The organism is Paracidovorax avenae ATCC 19860 (assembly GCF_000176855.2).
GTDB classification, from domain to species: domain Bacteria; phylum Pseudomonadota; class Gammaproteobacteria; order Burkholderiales; family Burkholderiaceae_C; genus Paracidovorax; species Paracidovorax avenae.
This window is the reverse complement of the sequence record NC_015138.1, coordinates 3,683,181-3,704,140: the sequence shown is the minus strand read 5'-3', so window position 1 is coordinate 3,704,140 and position 20,960 is coordinate 3,683,181. Positions and strand designations below refer to the sequence as shown.

Below are 20,960 nucleotides of genomic sequence, written 5' to 3'. Positions count from 1 at the left end.
AGTGATTGAAACGAAAATTTCATAAATCATATTGCCTTGCAATGAGTGTTGCAATCAGGAGGCGCATACGGCGTGACGCGCCGTGCACAATCGGCGCCAACGGCACCCTGCCCGCGCACTACCCGCACCTTCTCCCCACCCCATGCTCCTGACCGAACGGCTCGCCGCCCAGGCCGCCTCCCTGACCGCCAGCGAGCGAGCGCTGGCCGACGACCTGCTGCGCCACTACCCTGACGGGCTGCTGGATTCCGCCAGCGCGATCGCGTCGCGCACGGGCACGAGCGCTTCCACGGTGGTGCGGATGTTTTCCAAGCTGGGTTACGGGAGCCTGGCCGAGGTGCGGCGCGAGGCGCGCTCCGAGGTCACCTCGCGCCTGCAGACCGCCGCACAGCGCGCGCCTGCGACCCTGGGCGCCGGGCGCAGCCTGGTCGAGTGCGTGGACGATGCGCTGCTGCACGACCAGCACAACCTGGCCGCCACGCGGCAGGGCCTGGACGTGGCTGCCTTCGAAGCCGTGGTACGGCAACTGGCGCAGGCCCGGGGGCGCGTGTACCTGCTGGCCGAGAAGAACAGCGCGCCCGTCTCCAGCCACCTGGCCACGCACCTGAACATGTGCCGCCCGGGCGTGCAGGACCTGGGTGCGGGCGCGCCGTTCGCGGTGGACCGGATGCTGTGGGTGCAGCCGCAGGATGTGCTGGTGGTGTTCACCATCCGCCGCTACTCGCGCGGCGGCCTGCTGGCAGCGCAGCATTTCCGGGCGCAGGGCGCCACCGTGGTGGCGCTCACGGACAGCCCGGTGGCACCCGTCGTGCAGCATGCGCAGCACACGCTGGTGGCGCGCACGGCCAATGCATCGCCATTCGATTCGTACACCGCGGCCTTCTTCCTGTGCAATGCCCTGGTGTCGGCGGTGGCGCAGCTGCGCCACGGCGCGGTGCAGGAGACGCTGGAGCGGCGCGATGCGCTCTGGAAGCAGTTCGAGTCCGACGCGCTGGACGGTTTGCTGACGTAAGCACAGGCCGGGGGGCTTGACCCCGCTGGCCGGGCGGAGGCGGCCGGGTTCCTACAATGGCGGGATGCTCCCACACGACCTGTTTTCCGGCGCGCCAGCGCCTTTCGGTGCTGCCGAGCCGGGCCTCGCGGCCGCGCCGGCCGCCGCGTCGCCCCTGCTGCAGAACCTGAACGACGAGCAACTCGCCGCCGTCACGCTGCCTGCGGGCCACGCCCTGATCCTGGCCGGTGCGGGCTCCGGCAAGACCCGCGTGCTCACCACGCGCATCGCCTGGCTGCTGCAGAACGGCTACGTCTCGCCCGGCGGCATCCTGGCCGTCACCTTCACCAACAAGGCTGCGAAGGAAATGACGGCGCGCCTCTCGGCCATGCTGCCGGTGAACGTGCGCGGCATGTGGATCGGCACCTTCCACGGCCTGTGCAACCGGCTGCTGCGCGCCCACCACAAGTCGGCAGGGCTGCCCGCCACCTTCCAGATCCTGGACACGCAGGACCAGCTCTCGGCCGTGAAGCGGCTGTGCAAGCAGTTCAACATCGACGAGGAGCGCTTTCCCCCGAAGCAGATGGCCTACTTCATCAGCGGCTGCAAGGAAGAGGGACTGCGGCCCGGCGACGTGGATGCGCGCGATGCGGACGGGCGCAAGAAGGTGGAGCTCTACCAGCTCTACGAAGAGCAGTGCCAGCGCGAGGGCGTGGTGGATTTCGGCGAACTGATGCTGCGCAGCTACGAACTGCTGCGCGACAACGACCCGATCCGCGCGCATTACCAGCGGCGCTTCCAGCACATCCTGGTGGACGAGTTCCAGGACACGAACAAGCTGCAATACGCCTGGCTCAAGCAGATCGCGGGCGACATGGTGGACGGCCGCCTCGTCACGCACGGCAGCGTGCTGGCCGTGGGCGACGACGACCAGAGCATCTACGCCTTCCGCGGCGCGCGCGTGGGCAACATGCAGGATTTCGTGCGCGAGTTCGACGTGCGCCACCAGATCAAGCTGGAGCAGAACTACCGCAGCTACAGCAACATCCTGGATTCGGCCAACGCCCTCATCAGCCACAACAGCCGCCGCCTGGGCAAGAACCTGCGCACCACGCAGGGGCCCGGCGAGCCCGTGCGCGTCTATGAAGCGCCCACCGACCTGGCGGAGGCGCAATGGATGGTGGACGAGATCCGCCAGCTCGCGCGCAACGACGGCTTCGAGCGGCGCGAGATCGCGGTGCTCTACCGCAGCAACGCGCAGAGCCGGGTGATCGAGTCGGCGCTCTTCAATGCCGCGGTGCCCTACCGCGTGTACGGCGGCCTGCGCTTCTTCGAGCGCGCGGAAATCAAGCATGCGCTGGCCTACCTGCGCCTGCTGGAGAACCCGCACGACGACACGAGCTTCATGCGGGTGGTGAACTTCCCGCCGCGCGGCATCGGGGCGCGCACGGTCGAGGTGCTGCAGGACGCGGCGCGGCAGGCCGGCTGTTCGCTGCACGATGCGGTGAGCGCCGTGCCTGGCAAGGCGGGCGCCAACCTGGGCGCGTTCGTCGCCATGGTGGACGTGATGCGCGAGCAGACGCAGGGCCAGACGCTGCGCGGCATCATCGGCCAGATGCTCGAATCGAGCGGGCTGGTGGAGCACTACCGCGCCGAGAAGGAAGGCGCGGACCGGCTGGAGAACCTGGACGAACTGATCAACGCGGCCGAGAGCTTCGTCACGCAGGAGGGCTTCGGCCGCGACGCCGTCGCGCTGCCGGTGGACGAGCACGGCGCCAGCCTGCGCCAGAGCCCTGCGAGCCAGGGCATCGACCCCTCCCTGCCGGTGGTGGACGAGCCCCTGCCGGTTGGCGTGGACGCCGATACCGGCGAGACGCTGTCGCCCCTGGCCGCCTTCCTTACGCACGCCGCGCTGGAGGCCGGCGACAACCAGGCCCAGGCCGGGCAGGATGCCGTGCAGCTCATGACCGTGCACGCGTCCAAGGGGCTGGAGTTCGATGCCGTGTTCATCGGCGGCATGGAAGAGGGCCTGTTCCCGCACGAGAACTCCATGAGCGACCGGGACGGCCTCGAGGAAGAGCGCCGCCTGATGTACGTGGCGATCACGCGCGCCCGCAAGCGCCTTTATCTCAGCCACTCGCAGACGCGCCTGCTGCACGGGCAGACGCGCTACAACATCAAGAGCCGGTTCTTCGACGAGCTGCCCGAGGCGGCGCTGAAATGGATCACGCCCAAGCAGCAGGGCTTCGGCAGCTTCGCGCCGCAGTCCGGCGGACGGGGCGGGAGTGCGGGGACGCCATGGGGCGGCTTCGGGTCGGGGGCCAGGTCGGAGACCTTCGCGAGCCCGCCCGTGCCGGCGCAGAAGGCGCCGCCGGCCTATGGCCTGCGCGTGGGGCTCGCGGTGTTCCACACCAAGTTCGGCGAAGGCAAGGTGCTGTCGCTCGAAGGCTCGGGCGACGATGCGCGTGCGCAGGTGAACTTCCCGCGGCATGGCACCAAGTGGCTGGCGCTGTCGGTGGCCAAGCTCACGGTGGTGGAGTGACGCGGAGGGCGGGGCCTTCCGCGCCGGCCCGGCCGGTCAGTTGCGCGACGGGAACACGCCCTGCAGGGCGATGATGAAATTGAGGCAGAGGTAGGGCGGCATGTTCTCGTGGGGCATGCTGCTTCCGGCGACGTTGGTCGTGACGCCAGCCAGGGTGCCGTCGGGGCCCTGGTCGGTGTACTGGTCATTGCGCTGGTCGGACGCGGCCAGATAGCGGCCGTTGGGGGCCGGGGAGTTCCCCTGGCTGCTGCTCACCGCGACCGAGGCCGTGTGCACATGCGCCGGCATCTGGTTGCTCAGCAATGTCACTGTCTCCTGCCCACCCACCTGTCCCTGCATGTAGTTCGTCGGCGATCCCAGGCCCTGTCCCGGGCCCAGCGGGATCCGCCCCCGCAGGTCGGGCAGCGCGAACGTCGTCACGCCGTTGCCTCCATAGGTCGTGCCCAGCAGGGCAAAGAGCGCGCTGTTCTGCGCGATGGACAGGATTTGCCCCTGGCAGAACGCCCAGCCCTTGGGAGGGTAGTTGCCGGCGAAAATGCTGATTTCGCCGATGAATGGATCCAGTGCCATGTCTTTTTATCCTTCATCAAGTCACGAGATAGGGGTTGGTCCAGCCACTGCGCACGCGCGGGCGTGCGGCTGCGGGCTGGGATGCCGGTTCCGGGAGAGCACCATGCAGCGGGGCCATAGCCTCCAGCGCTCCGCCGGGAGCCGCCGCCTGCCACCGGGCCAGGCGATCCCCTGCATCGGTGCCCAACTGCAGGGCCGCTGCCGGGGGCGATTCGGATAGAGGGCTTTCGAGCGCGACCGGACTGCCCACCAGGGACCCCTGGCGGTGCATGCCGAGGCGCCGCCATGCTGCGCGGAAGCGCTCTGCCTGCCGGCCCGAGTACAGCGCCACCACGAAGTCGGCTGGCGTTCCTTTCAGCGCGGCCCGCAGCCCGTCGAACTCGGGTCGTCCGTCCGGCAGGCCCGAGACATGGGTGGCGGCCACCTTGCCCCCCGCGGCCTCGAATGCGGCACGGAACTCGTGCGGAAAGTCGTATCCGCTTTCGAGCAGGCCCATGCAAAGCACCGCACGGGGGCCCCAGCGCCGGGGCGCCTCCTGTCCGAGGGCGGCGCAGGATTGCCACAGCGCAAGCGTGTGCGGAACCAACCAGGGTGACCGCGCGGAAGAGAGGTCGGCAAGCCGGTCGGCGCCCGTATCGCTTGCGAGGAAGGGCACCTGGCGCTGCTGCAGCAGCGGCGCGAGCTCCATGGCGGCATCCATCGGCAGCCATCCCGCCAGTGCATCCACGGTGCCGGTTTCCACGGCGGCGCGTGCCTGCCGCAGCGCCGAGCGCACGCTGCGGCCGTAGGGCAGGGGCAGCCAGCGCGGCGATGCCAGGCCGGAGGCGGCGGCCCCGGCGTCCAGGCCCGCGAGGAACTCCGCGGACAGCGTGGGGTAGCGGGACGATTCCGGCAGCAGCACGCCCACGGTGCGGTGCGCCGCGGAGGCGGATGGCCTGCCGGTTCCCGCGGAGGCGGCCGCCAGGACAGCCGCCGGGGCACTGGCCGTGGCGGCGGCTGCGGCGGTGGAGGCCGATGCCCCGAGGAAGCCGCGGCGGCCGAGCCGCGCGAGGGTGGGGGTCGGAAGGGTCATGGGAGTGTCGCTCCTTCGGCACGCAGCCGCTCCAGGGCATCGTAGTGCGGGGCGATCCATTCCCGTGCCAGCTCGCGCAGCCGCTGCGGTGCTTCGCGGTGCTTGCGTCCGGCGTCGGGCGTGAAGGGATGCAAGGGATTCTTCGCATGCACGCCGAAGGTGGCCTGCATGCGTTCGGTGGCCTGCACGCCGGGCTGCATGCCGAAATGCGGCGCGATGGCGTCGAGGATCGCCCCGGGCAGTTGCCGGTAGTCGAGCAGCAGCGTGCGTCCCGGCCGGAATTCCCGGACCATCGCGGCATAGATGCTGCCCAGGCTGCGCGCGCAATAGGCCTCCGGGCCCATGCGCAGCGCTTCGTCGAAGGAGATATCGGCAGGGTTGACGCCGAGCGGTCCGCCGGGGATCAGGTACGCCGCGCGCTGCTGCATCTGCGACACCAGCACCTCCACCGGATCGCGGTAGAGGAAAAGCCACGGCGTACCGGGCCAGGCTTCGGCGATGCGGCCGGCCAGGGCAGTGTCCCAGCAGTCGCACTTGATGACGAGGTGGCTTCGCCGGGTTTCATGTCCGGGCAGCGATGGCTGGGCCCATGCGCTCGCGAAGGCCCGCGCAGCGGCGAGTGCCTGGGCCGGGTCCAGGCCCGGCAGCCGGTGTTCCGCACGCAGCAGGTCATCCAGCGGCGGTGGCTCCGACAGGGCCACGTGGTCATCGAGCGCCGCGAAGGCCTGGGTGACGAGGGTCGAGCCGCAGCGCGAGACGTGGAAGATGATGCCCGACGGCTGCAGGCCCGGCGAGACCTGCGCCCAGCCGATCAGGTCGGCCAGGGGTGTCTGCCGGCGGAATGCCTGGTGGAACGGCCACTGCATCGCGTTCTGCACGCCGTCGGCGAAGAAGGGCGTGCGCGTGACCTCCGGCGGTGCGCGCATCCAGTCCACGAGCAGTTCGCCGCCCGGTTCCCGGTAGAGGCGGATGGGCGACCAGCCCTCGAAATTCAGACGATCCATTGCCGCGTCCATGCATCGCGCCCGCAGGCCATGGCGGACAGGACCTCCGCCTCGGAAAAATACCGGCCCAGGGCCTGGCCCTGCTGCACGCAGGCCTGTGCGAAATCCTCGCGCGAGCGGATGCCGATCAGGCGTTCCTGCAGCGCCGGATCGCCGAAGACCTCCTGGCGGAACCGTGCGAACTGCCATTGCGGGTCGTGCGCTTCGGACAGCGGCGAGCCCGCATCTCCCGCGGCGATGGCCTTGTGCAGCGCTGGCGTGGCCGCGCAATCGACCACGAGGTGCAGGCGCTCGCGGGTTCCCCGGTTGGCCACGCGGTGGGGCAGGGAAAAATCGGCGTACCACCACTCCCCCGCGCGCATGGGAACGCGCTCGCCGCCCACGTAGAAGAACACCTCGTCGTGCGTGCGCAACGGCAGGTGCAGGCGGGCTTCGCCATCCCGCAGGCCGACCCCTGGATCGGTGTGTTCGAGGATGGTGCCTCCGGGCGCCAGCCGCAGCACCCGTACCGATTTCAGGGGCGCGTCGCCCGCGATGGCGGCCACCAGCGCGCGCACGGACGGGCACTGCGCCATCGCGGCGCCGTCCTGGTAGAGGTCGGCGGAGAACTCCCCCGGCGCGGCGGCCAGGGGCGAGCGGGGCGTGCCGCGCAGTGCGGCCACATGCCAGCCGCCGTTGTGTTTGGCGAGGTTGAAATGCGGGCACCACTGGGCGTCAGGCAATGCATCGATCTCCGCCAGTGCGGCGGCCATGTCGATGCCGCAGGCAATGCGCCGTGCATGCGGGAACTCTGGCGTGGCGGCGTCGTGCCGGGCCTGGGGCGTGTGCGTGGTCTCGGTCATCGCGGCAACCGGAAGGCTTGGCGCTACTGCGAGCAAATGGCGTAGGCGGAGCAGCTCTGCAGGTTCGCGCGGTACGAATTGAGTATCTTCACCGACCAGCCGAGAGTACCTGCGGTGCCTCCGCAGCTATCGACCGGGCGGCTCTCGCCGACGTAGACGGCTGCATCTTCGGGCGAGGCCCTGCCGGTATTCGCGGCGTGTCCGCCACCCAGCACTTTCTCTCCGGGATTGCAGCAGGACACGACTGTACAGGTGTCGCTGCCCACGTTGGGCAGCGTGAAAGTCCGGATCGCGACGGCCGCGCTCACGGAGCCCGTCGCGCCCGTGGGCCCGGCCGGACCGATGCCGCCCTGGGTGCCTGTCGCTCCCGTCGCACCGGTAGGGCCGGTCGGACCTGCGGGCCCGGCAGGGCCGGCCGCACCCGTGGGGCCGATGGTTCCAGTGGCACCGGATGCCCCCGTGGGCCCCGCAGCGCCTGTCGCTCCCGTGGGGCCCGCGCTGCCCGTGGGGCCGGTCGCCCCTGCCGGGCCGGTCGCACCCGTGGCTCCGGTCGCCCCGGTGGCCCCGACGACCCCGGCGCTGCAATCGCCGAGCACGCCGCCCGGACCATGGCACACGGGCGTGCCCTGCTGCGGCACCGAGGCCAGCCCGGGCATCGTGACAGTGCCCGAGGCCTCGTCCACGCGCAGCCGGATCTGCGTCTTGTCGCTGCTGGTCACCGAGAAGCCGCCGTTGGGCGGAGGGGCCAGCAGGATGTCCGCCGCCAGCACGGCATGGCAGTGCATGGCGCCCGCCCAGCAGAGCGCGGCGAAACGGATGCGATGGGGTGGAGAAAAAGGCATTGGCGACCTCGCAGAATCGCCGGAGTGTAAGTAAAACCTTACGCAAAAGGTCGCCGTTGTAATGCCTTGTATAACTTTCCGTATGAGTGTCTCTGGATGTAGCTCGACCGTGATTTATGGATCAGGCGGGGTACCAGTGGTTGTCCACCCGCGCATCCGCGAGCGACGGGCCGTGGGGGTGGTGCAGCGGCGCCGTGCCCTGCGCATTCTCCAGTGTCTGTTCCACTCCGGCCGCCCAAAGCGCTGAATCCTGCACCGCCAGCGCGCAGGCCTCGGGCAGCGGAATGAGCCGTTGCCACCGACCGCGGGCGTCGAAGACGGCGATGCCCTGGGCGCGGGGGCAGCTGACGGTCCAGCCTTCCGGCAATCCGGCGATGCTGCCTCCGTACCCCCGCAGGCCGCCGGGCAGCCCCTGCGGCGCCGGCTCTGCGGCCCGCAGCACCTTGCCATCGAAGAGCGCGAGCACTGGTGCCGCCGCGCGCGCGTCCTGCCCGTCGTGCTCGGCTTGCAGTGCGATGCCGAGTACGTCCGCACGCGGATTCCAGGCGAGGTGGCGCAGGCTCAGGCGGCGGTCCCCGAGACGCCATTGCCCCAGGGTTTCGCCCGTGTCCCCGTGCAGCCGCACGATGGACGAATCCATGGTGTCCAGCGCCCGCTTCACGCGGCCGGTCTCGGGGGCCGTCGGCACGCCGCCATTGGCCACGATCAGGGTGGGCATGCCGTACACCGGCGCTCGCCGGTCCCAGATCAGCTCGTGCGCATCGATGCCCTGCGTGGGCCATTCCGCGCGCACCTCCAGGCTGGCGGCATCGCGGACCACGACGAGGCTGCGCCCCGTGTCCGCCTCGGTTTCGGTGGAGAGCAGCAGCCGTGCGTCCGGTGACGCGATCACGTGGCCATTGAACGAGCGCTGGCCGTCGGTCCACTGCCAGACGGGGTCGCGTGCCGTGCCCGGCCACCAGCGCAGCAGCCAGTCGCCCGGGCGGCGCGATGCGGCCACGATGCTGCCGTCGGGCAGCGGGCACAGGCCGTGCGCGCGCGTGGGGATCTCCAGCGCATGCAGCGCGCGCAATGCGGTGCCGGATCCGGGTTGCGCCTCCAGCAGTCCGATGCGGTAGCTGCCATTCTCCTGCTGCCAGGCGGCCGCGAGCCGCAGGGGCGTGCCCGACGCGCTCGCACCGTTCCAGGTACCGGACAACGGCACGGCAAGGCCGATGCCGGCCAGCGTGCGCAGGGCCGATCGCCGCGAAGGCCCGCCCGGGAAGCCATGGCCGCGCGTGCTCCATGCGCCCACTGCGTCAATCCCCGTCCGCATCCGAGAATCCGATGCTGACCTGCAGGGCCGGCGCCACATCGGCTTCGGCGAGCCGCTTGAGGGCACTGAGTTCTTTCGCCGCCTGCAGGACCCGCGGGCCGTCGGCCGCAGCGGCATCCGGACCGGCGACGGCCGCCATTGCCGCGTCGATGCGCAGGGCCACCTCGCGCAGCCGGTCGGCAAGCGGGTTCAGCCCCCGCCCGCGCAGGTAGGTTTCCAGCGGCACCGCTCCCTGGCCCGGCTGCACCGGCGGCGTGCCGTCCGCCTGCACCGTGAGGGCGCGCAGGGCGGCCCATTCGGCCTTCCAGGCCGCGCCGGCCTGGCCGCTGGCCGCGCGCGGGTAATCGGGTGCGCGCGTGCCCTGGGCGGCACGCAGGGGCTTTTCCATGTGCGCCCAGCGCAGGCGCTCGATGCCGCCCACCCACTGGTTGATGAATTCGCCCATGGCCTGGGCGGAGCGCTCTTGCTGGTCCTCGGCGGCCCAGTCGGTTTGCGAGGCTTCGCTGAACGCGGCCTGCTGGGCCACGGCTTCGCGCTCCACGTCGAGCGCGACTTCCACCGCATAGCTGCAGGCGGGCGAGGCGGGCTGCGCCGGCTGGGTCCACAGCAGCCATTCGAGCGCAGGCAGGCCCTTGGCCGGCGTGCCCACGCGCTCGAAGGCCGTGGCGCCCTGCGGCTGCGCCTTGATCGCGCGCTCGATGAGCTGCGGGCGCGTGGGCATGAAGTCGATCTGGCGCTGTGCGCGGCGCGCCACCACCGGGCCGACGGCCACGGCGGAGAGACTCTCCCAGGCCAGCATGGCGCGCTGCCACGCCTGGCGCGCGCCGGCCAGCGCTGCGGACGAGCCGTCGGGCGCGGCGGAGCAGAGCGCGCGCAGCGCCGGGGGCAGGGCGCCCGATGCCTGGGCGAACTCCGTGGCGCGCGGCAGGCCCCAGTGGGTGTAGAGCCCCTGCAGCGCGTGCGTGGTGTCGTAGAACGGCACGGCATCGTGGCGCCAGTCGACCGGGGCCTGGGCCTGCGCGCCCGCTGACAGCAGCGCGGCACCCGCGGCCCACAGGGCCGGCGCGCCACGGCGGCGCAGGGCGGTAAGAAGTTCGAGGGATGCGGTCATAGGGACTCCACGAATCGGACCAGCGCATCGCGCTCGGCCTTGTCCATCTTCAGCACGTTCTGCTTCGCTTCTTCCGCCTCGCCGCCGTGCCAGAGGATGGCCTCCAGCACGCCGCGCGCGCGGCCGTCGTGCAGCAGCCGGGTGTGGCCGTTCACGTCCTTGATGAGCCCGATGCCCCATAGCGGCGGCGTGCGCCACTGCCGGCCGCTGGCCAGGAAGTCGGGCCGCCCGTCGGCCAGGCCCTCGCCCATGTCGTGCAGCAGCAGATCGGTGTAGGGCCAGATCCGCTGGCCCGACAGGGCCTTGCTGGTCAGCCGGGGAAACGGGCCTTCCTTCGTGACGTAGCTCGGGCGGTGGCAGGCGGCGCACTGGGCCTGGGCGAACAGCGCCTGGCCGCGCAGCACGGTGGCGTCGTTCACGTCGCGGCGCGCGGGCGGGGCCAGCGTGGCCTGGTAGAAGACCACGTCGTCGAAGGTCTTGTCGTCGATCTCCACGCCTTCCTGGCCGCGCGCGCCCGCGCTGCGGCCGCTGGGCGCTGCGCCGCAGTCCACCTGCGTGGTGGTGCAGTGCTCGCTCGGAAAGTGCCGGGAGGTGATGCCCATGTCACCGACGAAGGCACCACCCGTCTGGTGCGCGAGGGTGGCCACGTTGGCCTTCCAGCCGAAGCGGCCCAGCATCTTGCGGCCCGACGGTGCATCCCAGACATGGTTGGGCCGTCCCTTGACCGGGCCGGGCGCGGCCGTCTGGTCGGCCGCGTTGGCGAGGATGTCGGCCTCGTCGATTGCCTCCAGCAGCCCCACGCCGATGACCTGCGGCGCGATGCGCGGGCTGAGCATGGTGCCGGCATGCAGCGGCCCGTAGCCCAGGTCGCGCACGCCGTAGTGCGGCTTCAGCAGGGTGTAGGGCGTGCCGTCGGCGAAGCTGCCCTTGACGGTCTCGTAGCGCAGCGTGACCGTGCCCTCGGGCTTCACGCCCTGCACGGCCGCCGTGTTGAGCTGGTCGCCATACACCGGCTCCGGGTTGGGGCCGCCGTGCGGGTCGGTGCCGGGAATCGACAGGCGGATGAGCAGCGAGACGATCGGGTCCCGCGTTTCGCCCAGGCGGTTGAATATCTCCGGCGGCTCGCCGCGGCCATCCTGCACGTGGCAGCCGCCGCAGGAGCGCGCGATGAAATGCGGGCCCAGGCCGTCGCGCGCCTTGGTCGAGGCGCCGGCTTCCACCCAGTTGCGCTTGAAGAACGAATTGCCGATCACGAAGCGCGTGCGTTCCGCGTCCTCCAGGTTGGCTGCAGGGAACGAGAAGGCATTGCGGCCGGTGGCATAGACCGTGGTGTCGCCGCCGGTCTTCTCCCCGAGCGGGTCGGGCGGGTCGCCGGCCGCGGCGCCGCCGGCCAGCAGCAGGGCACCCGCGGCGGCCAGGCCGGAGCCTGCCAGGGTAACGGCCGGCCAGAGCGCGCGCTGCCGCCCTGGCGCAGTCTGCGGAGGGGTCATGTCGCGCATCGCCTTCACGGTTGCACGAGGGTCAGCTTGGTGATGCCGATGGCGTTGGCGGCCTCCACGAGATCCTTGCTCTGCTGCGTGAGGCTGTCGATGGTCTTCTGGATGCGCAGGCGGCCCGGGGCGTCCTTGCCGCCGATGATCTCGCGGTCGAAGGGGGCCTGGATGCCCTCGGCGGCCTTCACGGAGGCGGCGATCTGCTGCGTGGTCCGGTCGGCCAGCGCGGCGTCCTTCGCGGCGACGAGGTCCCGCAGCGAAGCACCCTGCACCAGGCTGCCGTCGGCACGCCGGTACTCGCCGAGCCAGACGTTCCGGATGCCCAGGGCATTGGTCACGGCGTCCCGGTGGGTGTTGTCGGAGAAGCAGGAGTGCTCGTCCTCCTGGTCCTGGCTGTTGAGGGCCACTTCCAGCCGCTCTCCGGCCAGTTCGCCGCGGGACAGCGAGCCCAGGCCCACCAGCATCTTGCGCACCGATTCCTGGCCGCCCTTCACGAACTTCGCGCGGTAGTTGTTCGGCGTTTTCGGGTCCCAGGCCTTGACGAGCGAAGCCAGGTCGTCGATGAGCAGGTCGGTGACCACGTTCAGGTACTGGCGGCGGCGGTCGGCATTGCGGCCCTTGCCGTCCACGAAGTCCTCGAAATTGCGGTCCCCCGGGCCGGTCTCGGACAGGTCCTGCCCCCACAGGAAGAACTCGATGGCGTGCCAGCCCGTGGCGACGTTCTCCTCGCCGCCGCGCTCGTTCTGCGCGGCCAGATTCTTCTTGGTGATGGCGAACTTGCGGTCATTCACCAGGCCGGAATCGGGCCTGCCTTCCACGCTGTCCACGTAGGATTCGTCCATGGGCCAGGCGTTGAGCTGGCCTTCGGGGCCCTTGTCGTCGTCGATGGGGCCGCCGTAGAAGCGGAACGCCTCGGTCTGCCCGTAGAACTCGCGCGCGGCCAGCCAGGTCTTGCGCGCCTCGGCCAGGGTCTCCGCCGACGGCCTTGCGGTGAAGGCCTTGATGGCGGCCTGCATCGTCCTGGCGGCATTCAGCGTGTCCTCGTAGTTCGCGTGCACCAGCACGGCGTAGTGCGCCGCCACGGCGGCGGGGGTGGCGGAAGTAGCCTGCTTCCCGCCCGCCTGCGCCACATCCGTACCGGCGCCACCCGGCGCCTGGGCGCTGGCGGGAGCCGTGGCGCCGAGCGCGGCGATCGCCAGCAGGCTGGCGAGGGCGGTGGTGTGGAACGGGATGGTGGTCATGGCTTCTCCTCGGGAAGATCGTTGAAGGCGGGAGCGTGGCTCCCCGGTCCGTCCCGGGATGGCGGCGCGAAAAGCCGCGGCCGGGACGGCCTGCGTCCGGACCTGTGCGCAGCGGCACGGGCCCCGGTGGTGCCGGCCATCGTGGACGGGCGGCGCGGCGCATTATAGGAATGATATTGATTATCATTGGTAATGACCGCGCGTTTCACCGGGATGAATCGACCTCCCGCGCCCTGGTGGGAGAGGCCGCCGCCGCAATGAAAAAAGCGAGGCGGAAGCCTCGCTTTCGAATGGGTTGCACGGCCTGGCGCAGCAGGCGCGGGCCGCCCGGCCCGTCAGCCCTTCAGGCTCATCTGCGTGCTGGTGGCGGTCAGGTATCCGACCGAGGCGCCGAAGCGGTCCTTGTAGTTGGCGCGCACCAGCGGATCCAGCGTGGCCTTGACGTTGTCGTGCAGCGGGGTTTCCCAGTCGCCGGGATGCTGGAAGTTGCTCATGACGTAAGTCCAGCCGTTGATCTCGTCCACGGCCTGCAGGCCGGTGGATTCGGCGCCCGCGGGCACCGACAGCACGCGGCTGAGCTGCTTCGTGTCGACGTTGTAGGCCCACAGGAAGTTGTTCACGTGCATGCCGCTGTCTTCGCCGATGAACAGGGTGCGCAGCTTTTCCGCGAACTTGATGTTGTCGGGATTGGCGATCTTGTCGGCGTTGGCCAGGTTGCCCAGCGCGTCGGCCTTGGCCAGATCTTCTCCGATGAGCGCGGCCGGTGCTTCCATGTGCACGGACACCCATTCGCTGTTGATGGCGTTGCCCGACGTGTCCTTCTGGCCGCCCGTGAGGGTGTGCTCGTACACGGCGCCCGCCTTGGGGCCCTCGACCTGGATGTCGCCCTGGTTGGCGGCGTTGCCCTTGAGCATGCTGGTCTGCACGTAGGACATGGCGGAATAGGCCTTCTTGTCCTTGATGTTGACCGTCGTGCCTTCCATCTTGGTGAAGCCCATCGACGCGCCCTTGAGCGCGGCGTAGCGATGGGTTTCCAGGAAGGCGGCAGCCTTTTCCATGCCGGGCTTGAGCTTGACCCAGTTCTTCTTGCCGCTGAAGAAGATCTGCGTGTAGCTGCTGTCGGACGGGTCGCTGGTCTTCACGTCCATGATGTCGGAGGCCTTGATGCCGCCATCGACCAGGGCCTTGATCTCGGCGCTGGTCGCATGGCCGAGGTTGATCCAGCTGATGTCGCCGGCACCGGGGCCCTTGCCGGAGGTCTGCTTCCACTTGCCCACGTACAGCGTGCCGGCGGAGAGATCCTTTTCCTTGTCCGCCACGAACATGAACAGGCCGCCGTTGGTGGCATCGTCGCCCATCAGGGCGGTGCGGTTGTCGGGCATGACCTGCACGAGTTCATGCGAGATGCGGCCCATGCAATAGTGCTTCTTGATGCTGCCGGTGCCGTCGGGGTTGACGGTCACTTCGGGCATGTGGCCGTAGTCGTAGGGATTGGCCTTGGCGGCGTCGCCGAACAGCGCCTTGCTGAAGCCCTGCAGCTGGGCGTTGGTGGCCAGCGTGGCGTCGGGCTCGTACTCTTCGCTGGACAGGTGGGTGTTCCAGGGAGAGAGGCTGGCGCCGCAGGTGATCCACAGGCCCTTCACGCCGGACGTGTCCACGTTGTGGTACTTGACCAGGGTCAGCTTGCCGGTGGCCGGGTCCTGGTCCAGCGTCAGCACGGCGATGGGCGAGGGCAGCAGGCCGTACATCGATGCCTGGGCCTGGTTGCGGGTGGTGTACTCGAACTGCACCACGGCGAACACCGGGTTGCCCTTGACACCCGACACGCTGGCGTTGTCCAGCTTCAGCAGCGAGGTGCCATCGGGGCAGTCGGAGAAGAAGGGGCGCTCCTTGCCGGGCACCGACGCGTCGATGATCGGCTTGTTGTTGATGTCGAAGTAGCCGCCGGCCAGGATGGTGCCGCCGGCCGTGCTGGGCACCTGGTCGCCCGTCATGAAGAAGGGCTGGTAGGCCAGCTGGTAGTTGGCCGCGCTGCCATTGGTGAACTTCACGCTCATCGTGGAGCCCACGGTGGTGGTGGCCATGGCGGCCGGTTGCGCCAGGGTGGGCGCGGCCATGGAGCTGAAGCTGGTCGAGGCGTAGGAGGAGAGCGCTCCATCGCTGCCGCCACCGCAGGCGGCCAGCATGGAAGCTGCGGATGCGCTGGCGCCCAGGGGCAGCAGGGGCATGCCGGCCAGGAATTGCAGGGCTTTGCGGCGGGAGGGCATCGGGGTGTGGGACATCTTGGATTCCGGATGGGTCGGTCTGCTGTATGGGCGCCGCCGATACGTGAACGCGCAGCGGGCCTCTCGATGGGCAGGCCGGGCGTACCCGGGCCTGTCTCCGGACCGGGATGCTAGGAATCCGAGATGACGGGGATTTGACGCTTTCGTGACGAAAGCGTGACCGCGAGGGCTCAGGCGGCGGCTGGGCTCTCGGGCAGGGCGGCCGGGCGTTCCGGCGGCTCGAAGCAGTCGCGGAACGAGAACACCACGGAGGTGAAGAACATCGCCGCCAGCAGCATGGCCGTGCCGACCATGATGCCGGCCGCGAGCGCGCTGCCCAGGCCCATGAGGGCCAGCAGCGTCACGAACACGCTGGCGGCGATGCCCGCGCCCAGGAAGACCCCCGTCCATGCCAGGCCATATACGGTGAATGCGCCGATATTGCGCAGGCAGGCGACGATGCTGAAGAACAGCGCCTTCACCGGCGGCACGCCGTGCCAGTGCACCAGGCCGGGCGCGTGCCAGAAGAGCAGCGACAGCGGCACGTAGAGCGCCAGCGCGAGCCACATCGCCGCCTGGAACTGCGGCAGCTCGGCCATTTCGCGCGTGAGTTCCTCGCCGCCCAGGTACACGCGGGCGAACTGTCCGCCGTCCAGCAGCGCGGAGATGGCCATGACGGCGAGGAAGCCCACGGCGTAGAGCGCGCCGAGCATGAGCATGGAGCGCAGGCGCTGCCGGCCGGTGCGGAAGGCCACCAGCAGCAGTGCCGGGGTGGGGAAGCGGCCCTGCGTGGCGTCGCCGGCGGCCACCATCATGGCCAGCGTGGCGGAGGGCAGCAGTGCCAGGGCCACGGCGGGCCCGACGAGCGGCAGCAGCGTGGCGATGGACATCGCCGCCATGGTCAGGAAGAACAGGGCCGCCAGCGCCATCGGCTGGCGCCAGAAGATGCGGATGCCGAGGCGGACCCATTCCAGGCCGGCGCGGGCAGGGACGATGTGCAGTTTCATGGCGGTGCAGTGTGCGTGTTACGCCCGTCGGGCAGTGGCTGGGCGCTTCGCGGGAGGCGCGGTCGCGCCGGCGGGCATGGCTCCAGGGCATGCCGCGGCGCGTGGTTCAGGAGGATTGTCGCGCCGAAGGGACGAATGGGCCGGGGCGGCACGGGTTTCCGGGCGCGCCGGCGGGTTTCATGTGGCCGCGCCGCCACGGTGGCCGGCGGCCGGGGCGCTCACTCCGCGAATCCGCCGCCCGCGCGCACATGCAGGGGCTGCGCGATGCGGCCGCGCAGCACCCGCTCGAAGTGGGTGGGATCGTGCGGCGTGAGCAGGCTGGCCTCGCGCGGCAGGTGGAAATCCCACAGGCGGGAGATCCAGAAGCGCAGCGCACCCGCGCGCAGCATCGCGGGCAGCAGGGCCCGCTCGTCGGCCGAGAGCGGCCGCACCGCCTGGTAGGCATCCAGCATGGCCGTGGCGCGCCCGGGCGCATGGAGGCCGGTGGGCCAGTCGATGCACCAGTCGTTCAGGCACACCGCCAGGTCGAACAGCCACGTGTCCACCCCCGCGAAATAGAAGTCGAAGAAGCCGGTCAGGACCTCGCCGTCAAACATGGCGTTGTCGCGGAACAGGTCGGCATGGACCGGGCCGCGCGGCAACGCCGCGTAGCCCGCGGATGCGGCGACGTGGTTCTGGTAGGCCAGCTCGGAGCGCAGCAGGGTGCGCTGGGACTCGCCGATGTGGGGCAGCACCACCGGCACCGTCTCGTTCCACCAGGCCAGGCCGCGCAGGTTGGGCTGCCGGCGCTCGTAGTCCCGCCCGGCCAGGTGCATGCGGGCCAGCATGCCGCCCACCGCCGCGCAGTGCACCGGTTCGGGCGCGAGCTGGCTCCTGCCTGGCAGCTTGTTCACTACGGCGGCAGGCTTGCCCGCGACAGTGTGCAGGATGTTTCCATGGCGGTCGCCACGCGGGTCCGGCACGGGCATCCCCGCCTGCGCGAGGTGCTTCATCAGGTGCAGGTAGAACGGCAGCTGCTCGGCGGTCAGGCGCTCGAACAGCGTGAGCACGTATTCGCCCTGGTCGCTGGTGAGGAAATAGTTGGTGTTCTCGATGCCGCCTTCGATGCCGCGCAGCGACTCCAGGGTGCCCAGCTGCAAACGGCGCAGCAGATCGCGCGCCTCTTTCTTGGAGACTTCGGTGAAAACGGCCATTGCTTGGCGGGGAGAAGAGCGGGAGGACGGAAGGAAAAAAGGCGGGCGGGCCGCCGGGGCCGGATGGCGCGGCAGGCGCCCTGCGGGAAGGAGGGCGTGCCCGCCGCGGGCGGAGGGCAGAGCCGGGGCGGCTGTGCCCGGGCCGGGCTCAGAACTTCATGACGTTCCAGACCCGCGGGCTGGTGATGGTTTCAGCGCCGTTGCGGCTGCCGGGCCGCGCGCGCACGCCGTCGGGCGGCTGCACTTCGTATTCGGGCATGGTGGTGCCGGCCTTGGGCTGCACCGTGATGCTCTGCGTCTGCCCGCCCACGCGCAGTTCGTCCACGCGGCTGCCTTCATCCTCGATGCGGATGCGCTCCACGCGCTGGTTGCGCCGGCCCGGCTCGGCATCCGCCGCGGCACCGGGTTGCGCGTCGGCCGCGGGGGCGGCCTGCGGGGCGGGCGAAGGGGCGGGAGTCTGGGCAAGGGCCGGCCCGGAGGCCAGCGCCAGGAGGAGGAGAGTGGTGGCGGCGCGCATGGGCGGATTGTAGGCCCGCGCGGGCGCGCACACCCGCCCGCGGGCACAATCCCGGACCATGAGCAAACCCAAGACCCTGGTGCTGGTGGACGGCTCCAGCTACCTCTACCGCGCCTTCCACGCCATGCCGGACCTGCGCGCCGTGCCCGGCGACCCGGCCAGCCCTGCCACGGGGGCCATCCGCGGCATGATCAACATGCTGCAGGCGCTGCGCAGGGACTATCCCGCCGACTATGCCGCCTGCGTCTTCGATGCGAGCGGGCCGACCTTCCGCGACACGCTCTACCCCGAATACAAGGCGCACCGCGCGCCCATGCCCGACGACCTCCGCGCGCAGATCGAGCCCATCCACCAGGTCGTGCGCCTGATGGGCTGGCCGGTGGTCTGCGTGCCCGGCGTGGAGGCCGACGACGTGATCGGCACCCTCGCGGCCTGCGCGGCGCGCCAGGGCATCGAGGTCATCGTCTCCAGCGGCGACAAGGACCTGTCGCAGCTGGTGGACGAGCACATCACCATCATCGACACCATGAGCGGCAAGCGCCGCGACGTGGCGGGCGTCACGGCCGAGTTCGGTGTTCCGCCCACGCTCATGGTCGATTACCAGACGCTGGTGGGCGACGCGGTGGACAACGTGCCCGGCGTGCCCAAGGTGGGCCCCAAGACGGCCGCCAAGTGGCTGAACGAATACGGCTCGCTCGACGGGCTGCTGGCACGGGCGGGCGAGATCAAGGGTGTGGCCGGCGAGAACCTGCGCGGTGCGCTGGAATGGCTGCCCAAGGGGCGGGAGCTGGTCACCATCCGCACCGACTGCGACCTCGCGGGCCACGTGGATGGATTGCCCGACCTGGCCGGGGTGGCCATGGGAGCGTCCGACAACGCGGCGCTGCGCGATTTCTACCAGGCCTACGGATTCAAGGGGCTGGCGCGCGCGCTGCAGGACGACCTGCCGGCGAACGCCACGGCCACGCTGCCCGGCGCGAGCGGCGACCTGTTCGCGAGCCCCGAAACCACCTTCGTGGCCGAGGCCGCGCAGGGGCGCGAGGTGGCCTACGACACCGTGCTCACCTGGGAGGATTTCGACCGCTGGCTGGAGCGCATCCAGGGCGCGGAACTGGTCGCGCTCGACACCGAAACCACGTCGCTCGACGAACTGCGCGCCGAGATCGTGGGCCTGAGCTTCAGCGTGGAGCCCGGAGCCGCCGCGTACATTCCGCTGGCGCATTCCGGCCCCGACGCGCCCGAGCAGTTGCCGCTGGACGCGGTGCTGGAGCGCCTCAAGCCCTGGCTGGAGGACGGCTCGCGGGCGAAGCTCGGCCAGCACGTCAAGTACGACCGCCACGTGTTCGCCAACCACGACATCGGCGTGCGGGGCTACGTGCACGACACCATGCTGCAGAGCTACGTGCTGGAGGTGCACAAGCCGCACAACCTCGCGAGCCTGGCGGAACGCCACACGGGCCGCACCGGCATCAGCTATGAGGACCTCTGCGGCAAGGGCGCCAAGCAGATCCCCTTCGCCCAGGTGCCGGTCGAGCAGGCCGCCGCCTATTCGTGCGAGGATTCCGACCAGACGCTGGATGTGCACCGCGTGCTCTGGCCGCTGATCGAGGCCGACGAGAAATTGCGCGCCATCTACGCCCTCGAAATGGAGAGCAGCGAGGTGCTGTTCCGCATCGAGCGCAATGGCGTGCTGATCGACCCGGCCACGCTGCAGCAGCAGAGCCACGACCTCGGGCAGCGCATCCTCAAGCTCGAGCAGGAAGCCTACGACATCGCCGGCCAGCCTTTCAACCTCGGCAGCCCCAAGCAGCTTGGCGAGATCTTCTTCGACAAGCTCGGCCTGCCGGTGGTGAAGAAGACCGCGACCGGCGCGCGCAGCACCGACGAAGAAGTGCTGGAAAAGCTCGCCGAGGATTACCCGCTGCCCGCCAAGATCCTGGAGCACCGCAGCCTCTCCAAGCTCAAGGGCACCTACACCGACAAGCTGAGCCAACTGGCCGATCCGCGCACGGGCCGCGTGCACACGCACTACGCGCAGGCCGTGGCGGTGACGGGGCGCCTGTCGAGCAACGAGCCCAACCTGCAGAACATCCCCATCCGCACGTCCGAGGGCCGGCGCGTGCGCGAGGCCTTCGTGGCCCCGCCGGGCCGCGTGATCGCCAGCGCCGACTACAGCCAGATCGAGCTGCGCATCATGGCCCACCTGAGCGGCGACGACGCGCTGCTGCGCGCCTTCACCGAGGGGCTGGACGTGCACCGCGCCACCGCGGCAGAGGTGTTCGGCGTGGCGGTGGACCAGGTGAGCAGCGAGCAGCGCCGCTATGCCAAGGTGATCAACTTCGGGCTGATCTACGGCATGAGCAGCTTCGGCCTCGCACGCAACCTGGGCATCGACAACAAGGCCGCCGCGGCCTACATCGACCGCTACTTCCAGCGCTACCCCGGCGTGAAGCAGTACATGGACGAGACCAAGGCCTCGGCCAAGGCGCGCGGCTACGTCGAGACCGTGTTCGGCCGGCGGCTCTACCTGCCCGAGATCAATTCGCCCAACGGCCCGCGGCGCGGAGCAGCCGAGCGCGCCGCCATCAACGCGCCCATGCAGGGCACGGCGGCCGACCTCATCAAGAAGGCGATGGTGGCCGTGCAGGCGGTGCTGGATGCGGACAAGCCGCAGGTGCTGATGATCATGCAGGTGCACGACGAACTGGTCTTCGAGTTGCCGGAGGAGGAGGCTGGCTGGCTGCGCACGGAGATCCCGCGGCTCATGGCGGGCGTGGCTGAACTCAAGGTGCCGCTGCTGGCCGAGGTGGGCACGGGGCCGAACTGGGAGAAGGCGCACTGACGGGGCCGGCAGAGGCCCGCGGTACTTCGCCGGGGAAGGAGGACTGTGCCACGGTCCCGGTGAATGGCCGGGCCTGGTATGGAAAGCGGTGAACGAGGCCTCTGTCTGGGTGGC

At 70.2% G+C, this 20,960-nt stretch carries 16 protein-coding genes; 3 read left to right on the top strand and 13 right to left on the bottom strand.

What is annotated here, in order from left to right; translation table 11 throughout:
- Window positions 1-142 precede the first annotated feature (142 nt).
- Both ACAV_RS16110 and ACAV_RS16105 read left to right on the top strand, forming a co-directional pair.
- Window positions 143-1,012: a MurR/RpiR family transcriptional regulator gene (locus ACAV_RS16110; RefSeq protein ID WP_013595641.1), complete on the top strand. Its 870-nt coding sequence runs from the start codon at window positions 143-145 to the stop codon at window positions 1,010-1,012.
- 64 nt (window positions 1,013-1,076) lie between these two features.
- Window positions 1,077-3,533 carry a UvrD-helicase domain-containing protein gene (locus tag ACAV_RS16105; protein WP_013595640.1) on the top strand — a complete coding sequence of 819 codons (2,457 nt, stop codon included), beginning with the start codon at window positions 1,077-1,079 and terminating at the stop codon, window positions 3,531-3,533.
- A gap of 36 nt (window positions 3,534-3,569) precedes the next feature.
- On the opposite strand, the gene ACAV_RS16100 is transcribed toward ACAV_RS16105, so the two are convergent.
- The 13 genes from ACAV_RS16100 to ACAV_RS16040 all read right to left on the bottom strand — a co-directional run bounded on the left by ACAV_RS16100 (window position 3,570) and on the right by ACAV_RS16040 (window position 18,004).
- The gene (locus ACAV_RS16100; protein WP_013595639.1) at window positions 3,570-4,103 is read right to left on the bottom strand and encodes a phage tail protein; all 534 of its coding nucleotides are present in this window, start codon (window positions 4,101-4,103) and stop codon (window positions 3,570-3,572) included.
- Between the two features lie 16 nt (window positions 4,104-4,119).
- Window positions 4,120-5,175 (bottom strand): ABC transporter substrate-binding protein, encoded by a 1,056-nt coding sequence (locus ACAV_RS16095; protein ID WP_013595638.1) that lies wholly within the window; start codon window positions 5,173-5,175, stop codon window positions 4,120-4,122.
- A complete protein-coding gene (locus ACAV_RS16090; protein WP_013595637.1) occupies window positions 5,172-6,179 on the bottom strand; it encodes a sulfotransferase family protein in 1,008 nt (335 codons plus the stop codon). Before ACAV_RS16090 ends, ACAV_RS16095 begins: the two co-directional genes overlap by 4 nt.
- The gene (locus tag ACAV_RS16085; RefSeq protein ID WP_013595636.1) at window positions 6,167-7,021 is read right to left on the bottom strand and encodes an aspartyl/asparaginyl beta-hydroxylase domain-containing protein; all 855 of its coding nucleotides are present in this window, start codon (window positions 7,019-7,021) and stop codon (window positions 6,167-6,169) included. The genes ACAV_RS16090 and ACAV_RS16085 overlap by 13 nt, the downstream gene beginning before the upstream one ends.
- 23 nt (window positions 7,022-7,044) lie before the next feature.
- A complete protein-coding gene (locus tag ACAV_RS16080) occupies window positions 7,045-7,863 on the bottom strand; it encodes a hypothetical protein (protein ID WP_013595635.1) in 819 nt (272 codons plus the stop codon).
- A 121-nt stretch (window positions 7,864-7,984) separates the two neighbouring features.
- Entirely contained in the window at window positions 7,985-9,178 is a 1,194-nt protein-coding gene (locus ACAV_RS16075; RefSeq protein WP_013595634.1) for a DUF1513 domain-containing protein, read from the bottom strand.
- Window positions 9,162-10,289, bottom strand: a complete 1,128-nt coding sequence (locus tag ACAV_RS16070; protein ID WP_013595633.1) for an imelysin family protein — start codon at window positions 10,287-10,289, stop codon at window positions 9,162-9,164. The genes ACAV_RS16075 and ACAV_RS16070 overlap by 17 nt, the downstream gene beginning before the upstream one ends.
- On the bottom strand, window positions 10,286-11,779 hold the full coding sequence (locus ACAV_RS16065; protein WP_013595632.1) for a di-heme oxidoreductase family protein: 1,494 nt from the start codon (window positions 11,777-11,779) through the stop codon (window positions 10,286-10,288). Before ACAV_RS16065 ends, ACAV_RS16070 begins: the two co-directional genes overlap by 4 nt.
- A 14-nt stretch (window positions 11,780-11,793) precedes the next feature.
- Window positions 11,794-13,023: an imelysin family protein gene (locus tag ACAV_RS16060; RefSeq protein ID WP_013595631.1), complete on the bottom strand. Its 1,230-nt coding sequence runs from the start codon at window positions 13,021-13,023 to the stop codon at window positions 11,794-11,796.
- 335 nt (window positions 13,024-13,358) lie between these two features.
- The gene (locus ACAV_RS16055) at window positions 13,359-15,305 is read right to left on the bottom strand and encodes a PhoX family protein (RefSeq protein WP_013595630.1); all 1,947 of its coding nucleotides are present in this window, start codon (window positions 15,303-15,305) and stop codon (window positions 13,359-13,361) included.
- A 173-nt stretch (window positions 15,306-15,478) separates the two neighbouring features.
- The gene (locus ACAV_RS16050) at window positions 15,479-16,294 is read right to left on the bottom strand and encodes a BPSS1780 family membrane protein (RefSeq protein ID WP_013595629.1); all 816 of its coding nucleotides are present in this window, start codon (window positions 16,292-16,294) and stop codon (window positions 15,479-15,481) included.
- Window positions 16,295-16,512: 218 nt separating this feature from the next.
- On the bottom strand, window positions 16,513-17,487 hold the full coding sequence (locus tag ACAV_RS16045; RefSeq protein WP_013595628.1) for a homoserine kinase: 975 nt from the start codon (window positions 17,485-17,487) through the stop codon (window positions 16,513-16,515).
- A 148-nt stretch (window positions 17,488-17,635) separates the two neighbouring features.
- Entirely contained in the window at window positions 17,636-18,004 is a 369-nt protein-coding gene (locus tag ACAV_RS16040) for a hypothetical protein (RefSeq protein ID WP_013595627.1), read from the bottom strand.
- A 58-nt stretch (window positions 18,005-18,062) separates the two neighbouring features.
- On the opposite strand from ACAV_RS16040, the gene polA reads away from it, so the two are divergent.
- Window positions 18,063-20,846: a DNA polymerase I gene (polA, locus tag ACAV_RS16035; protein ID WP_013595626.1), complete on the top strand. Its 2,784-nt coding sequence runs from the start codon at window positions 18,063-18,065 to the stop codon at window positions 20,844-20,846.
- Window positions 20,847-20,960 lie beyond the last annotated feature (114 nt).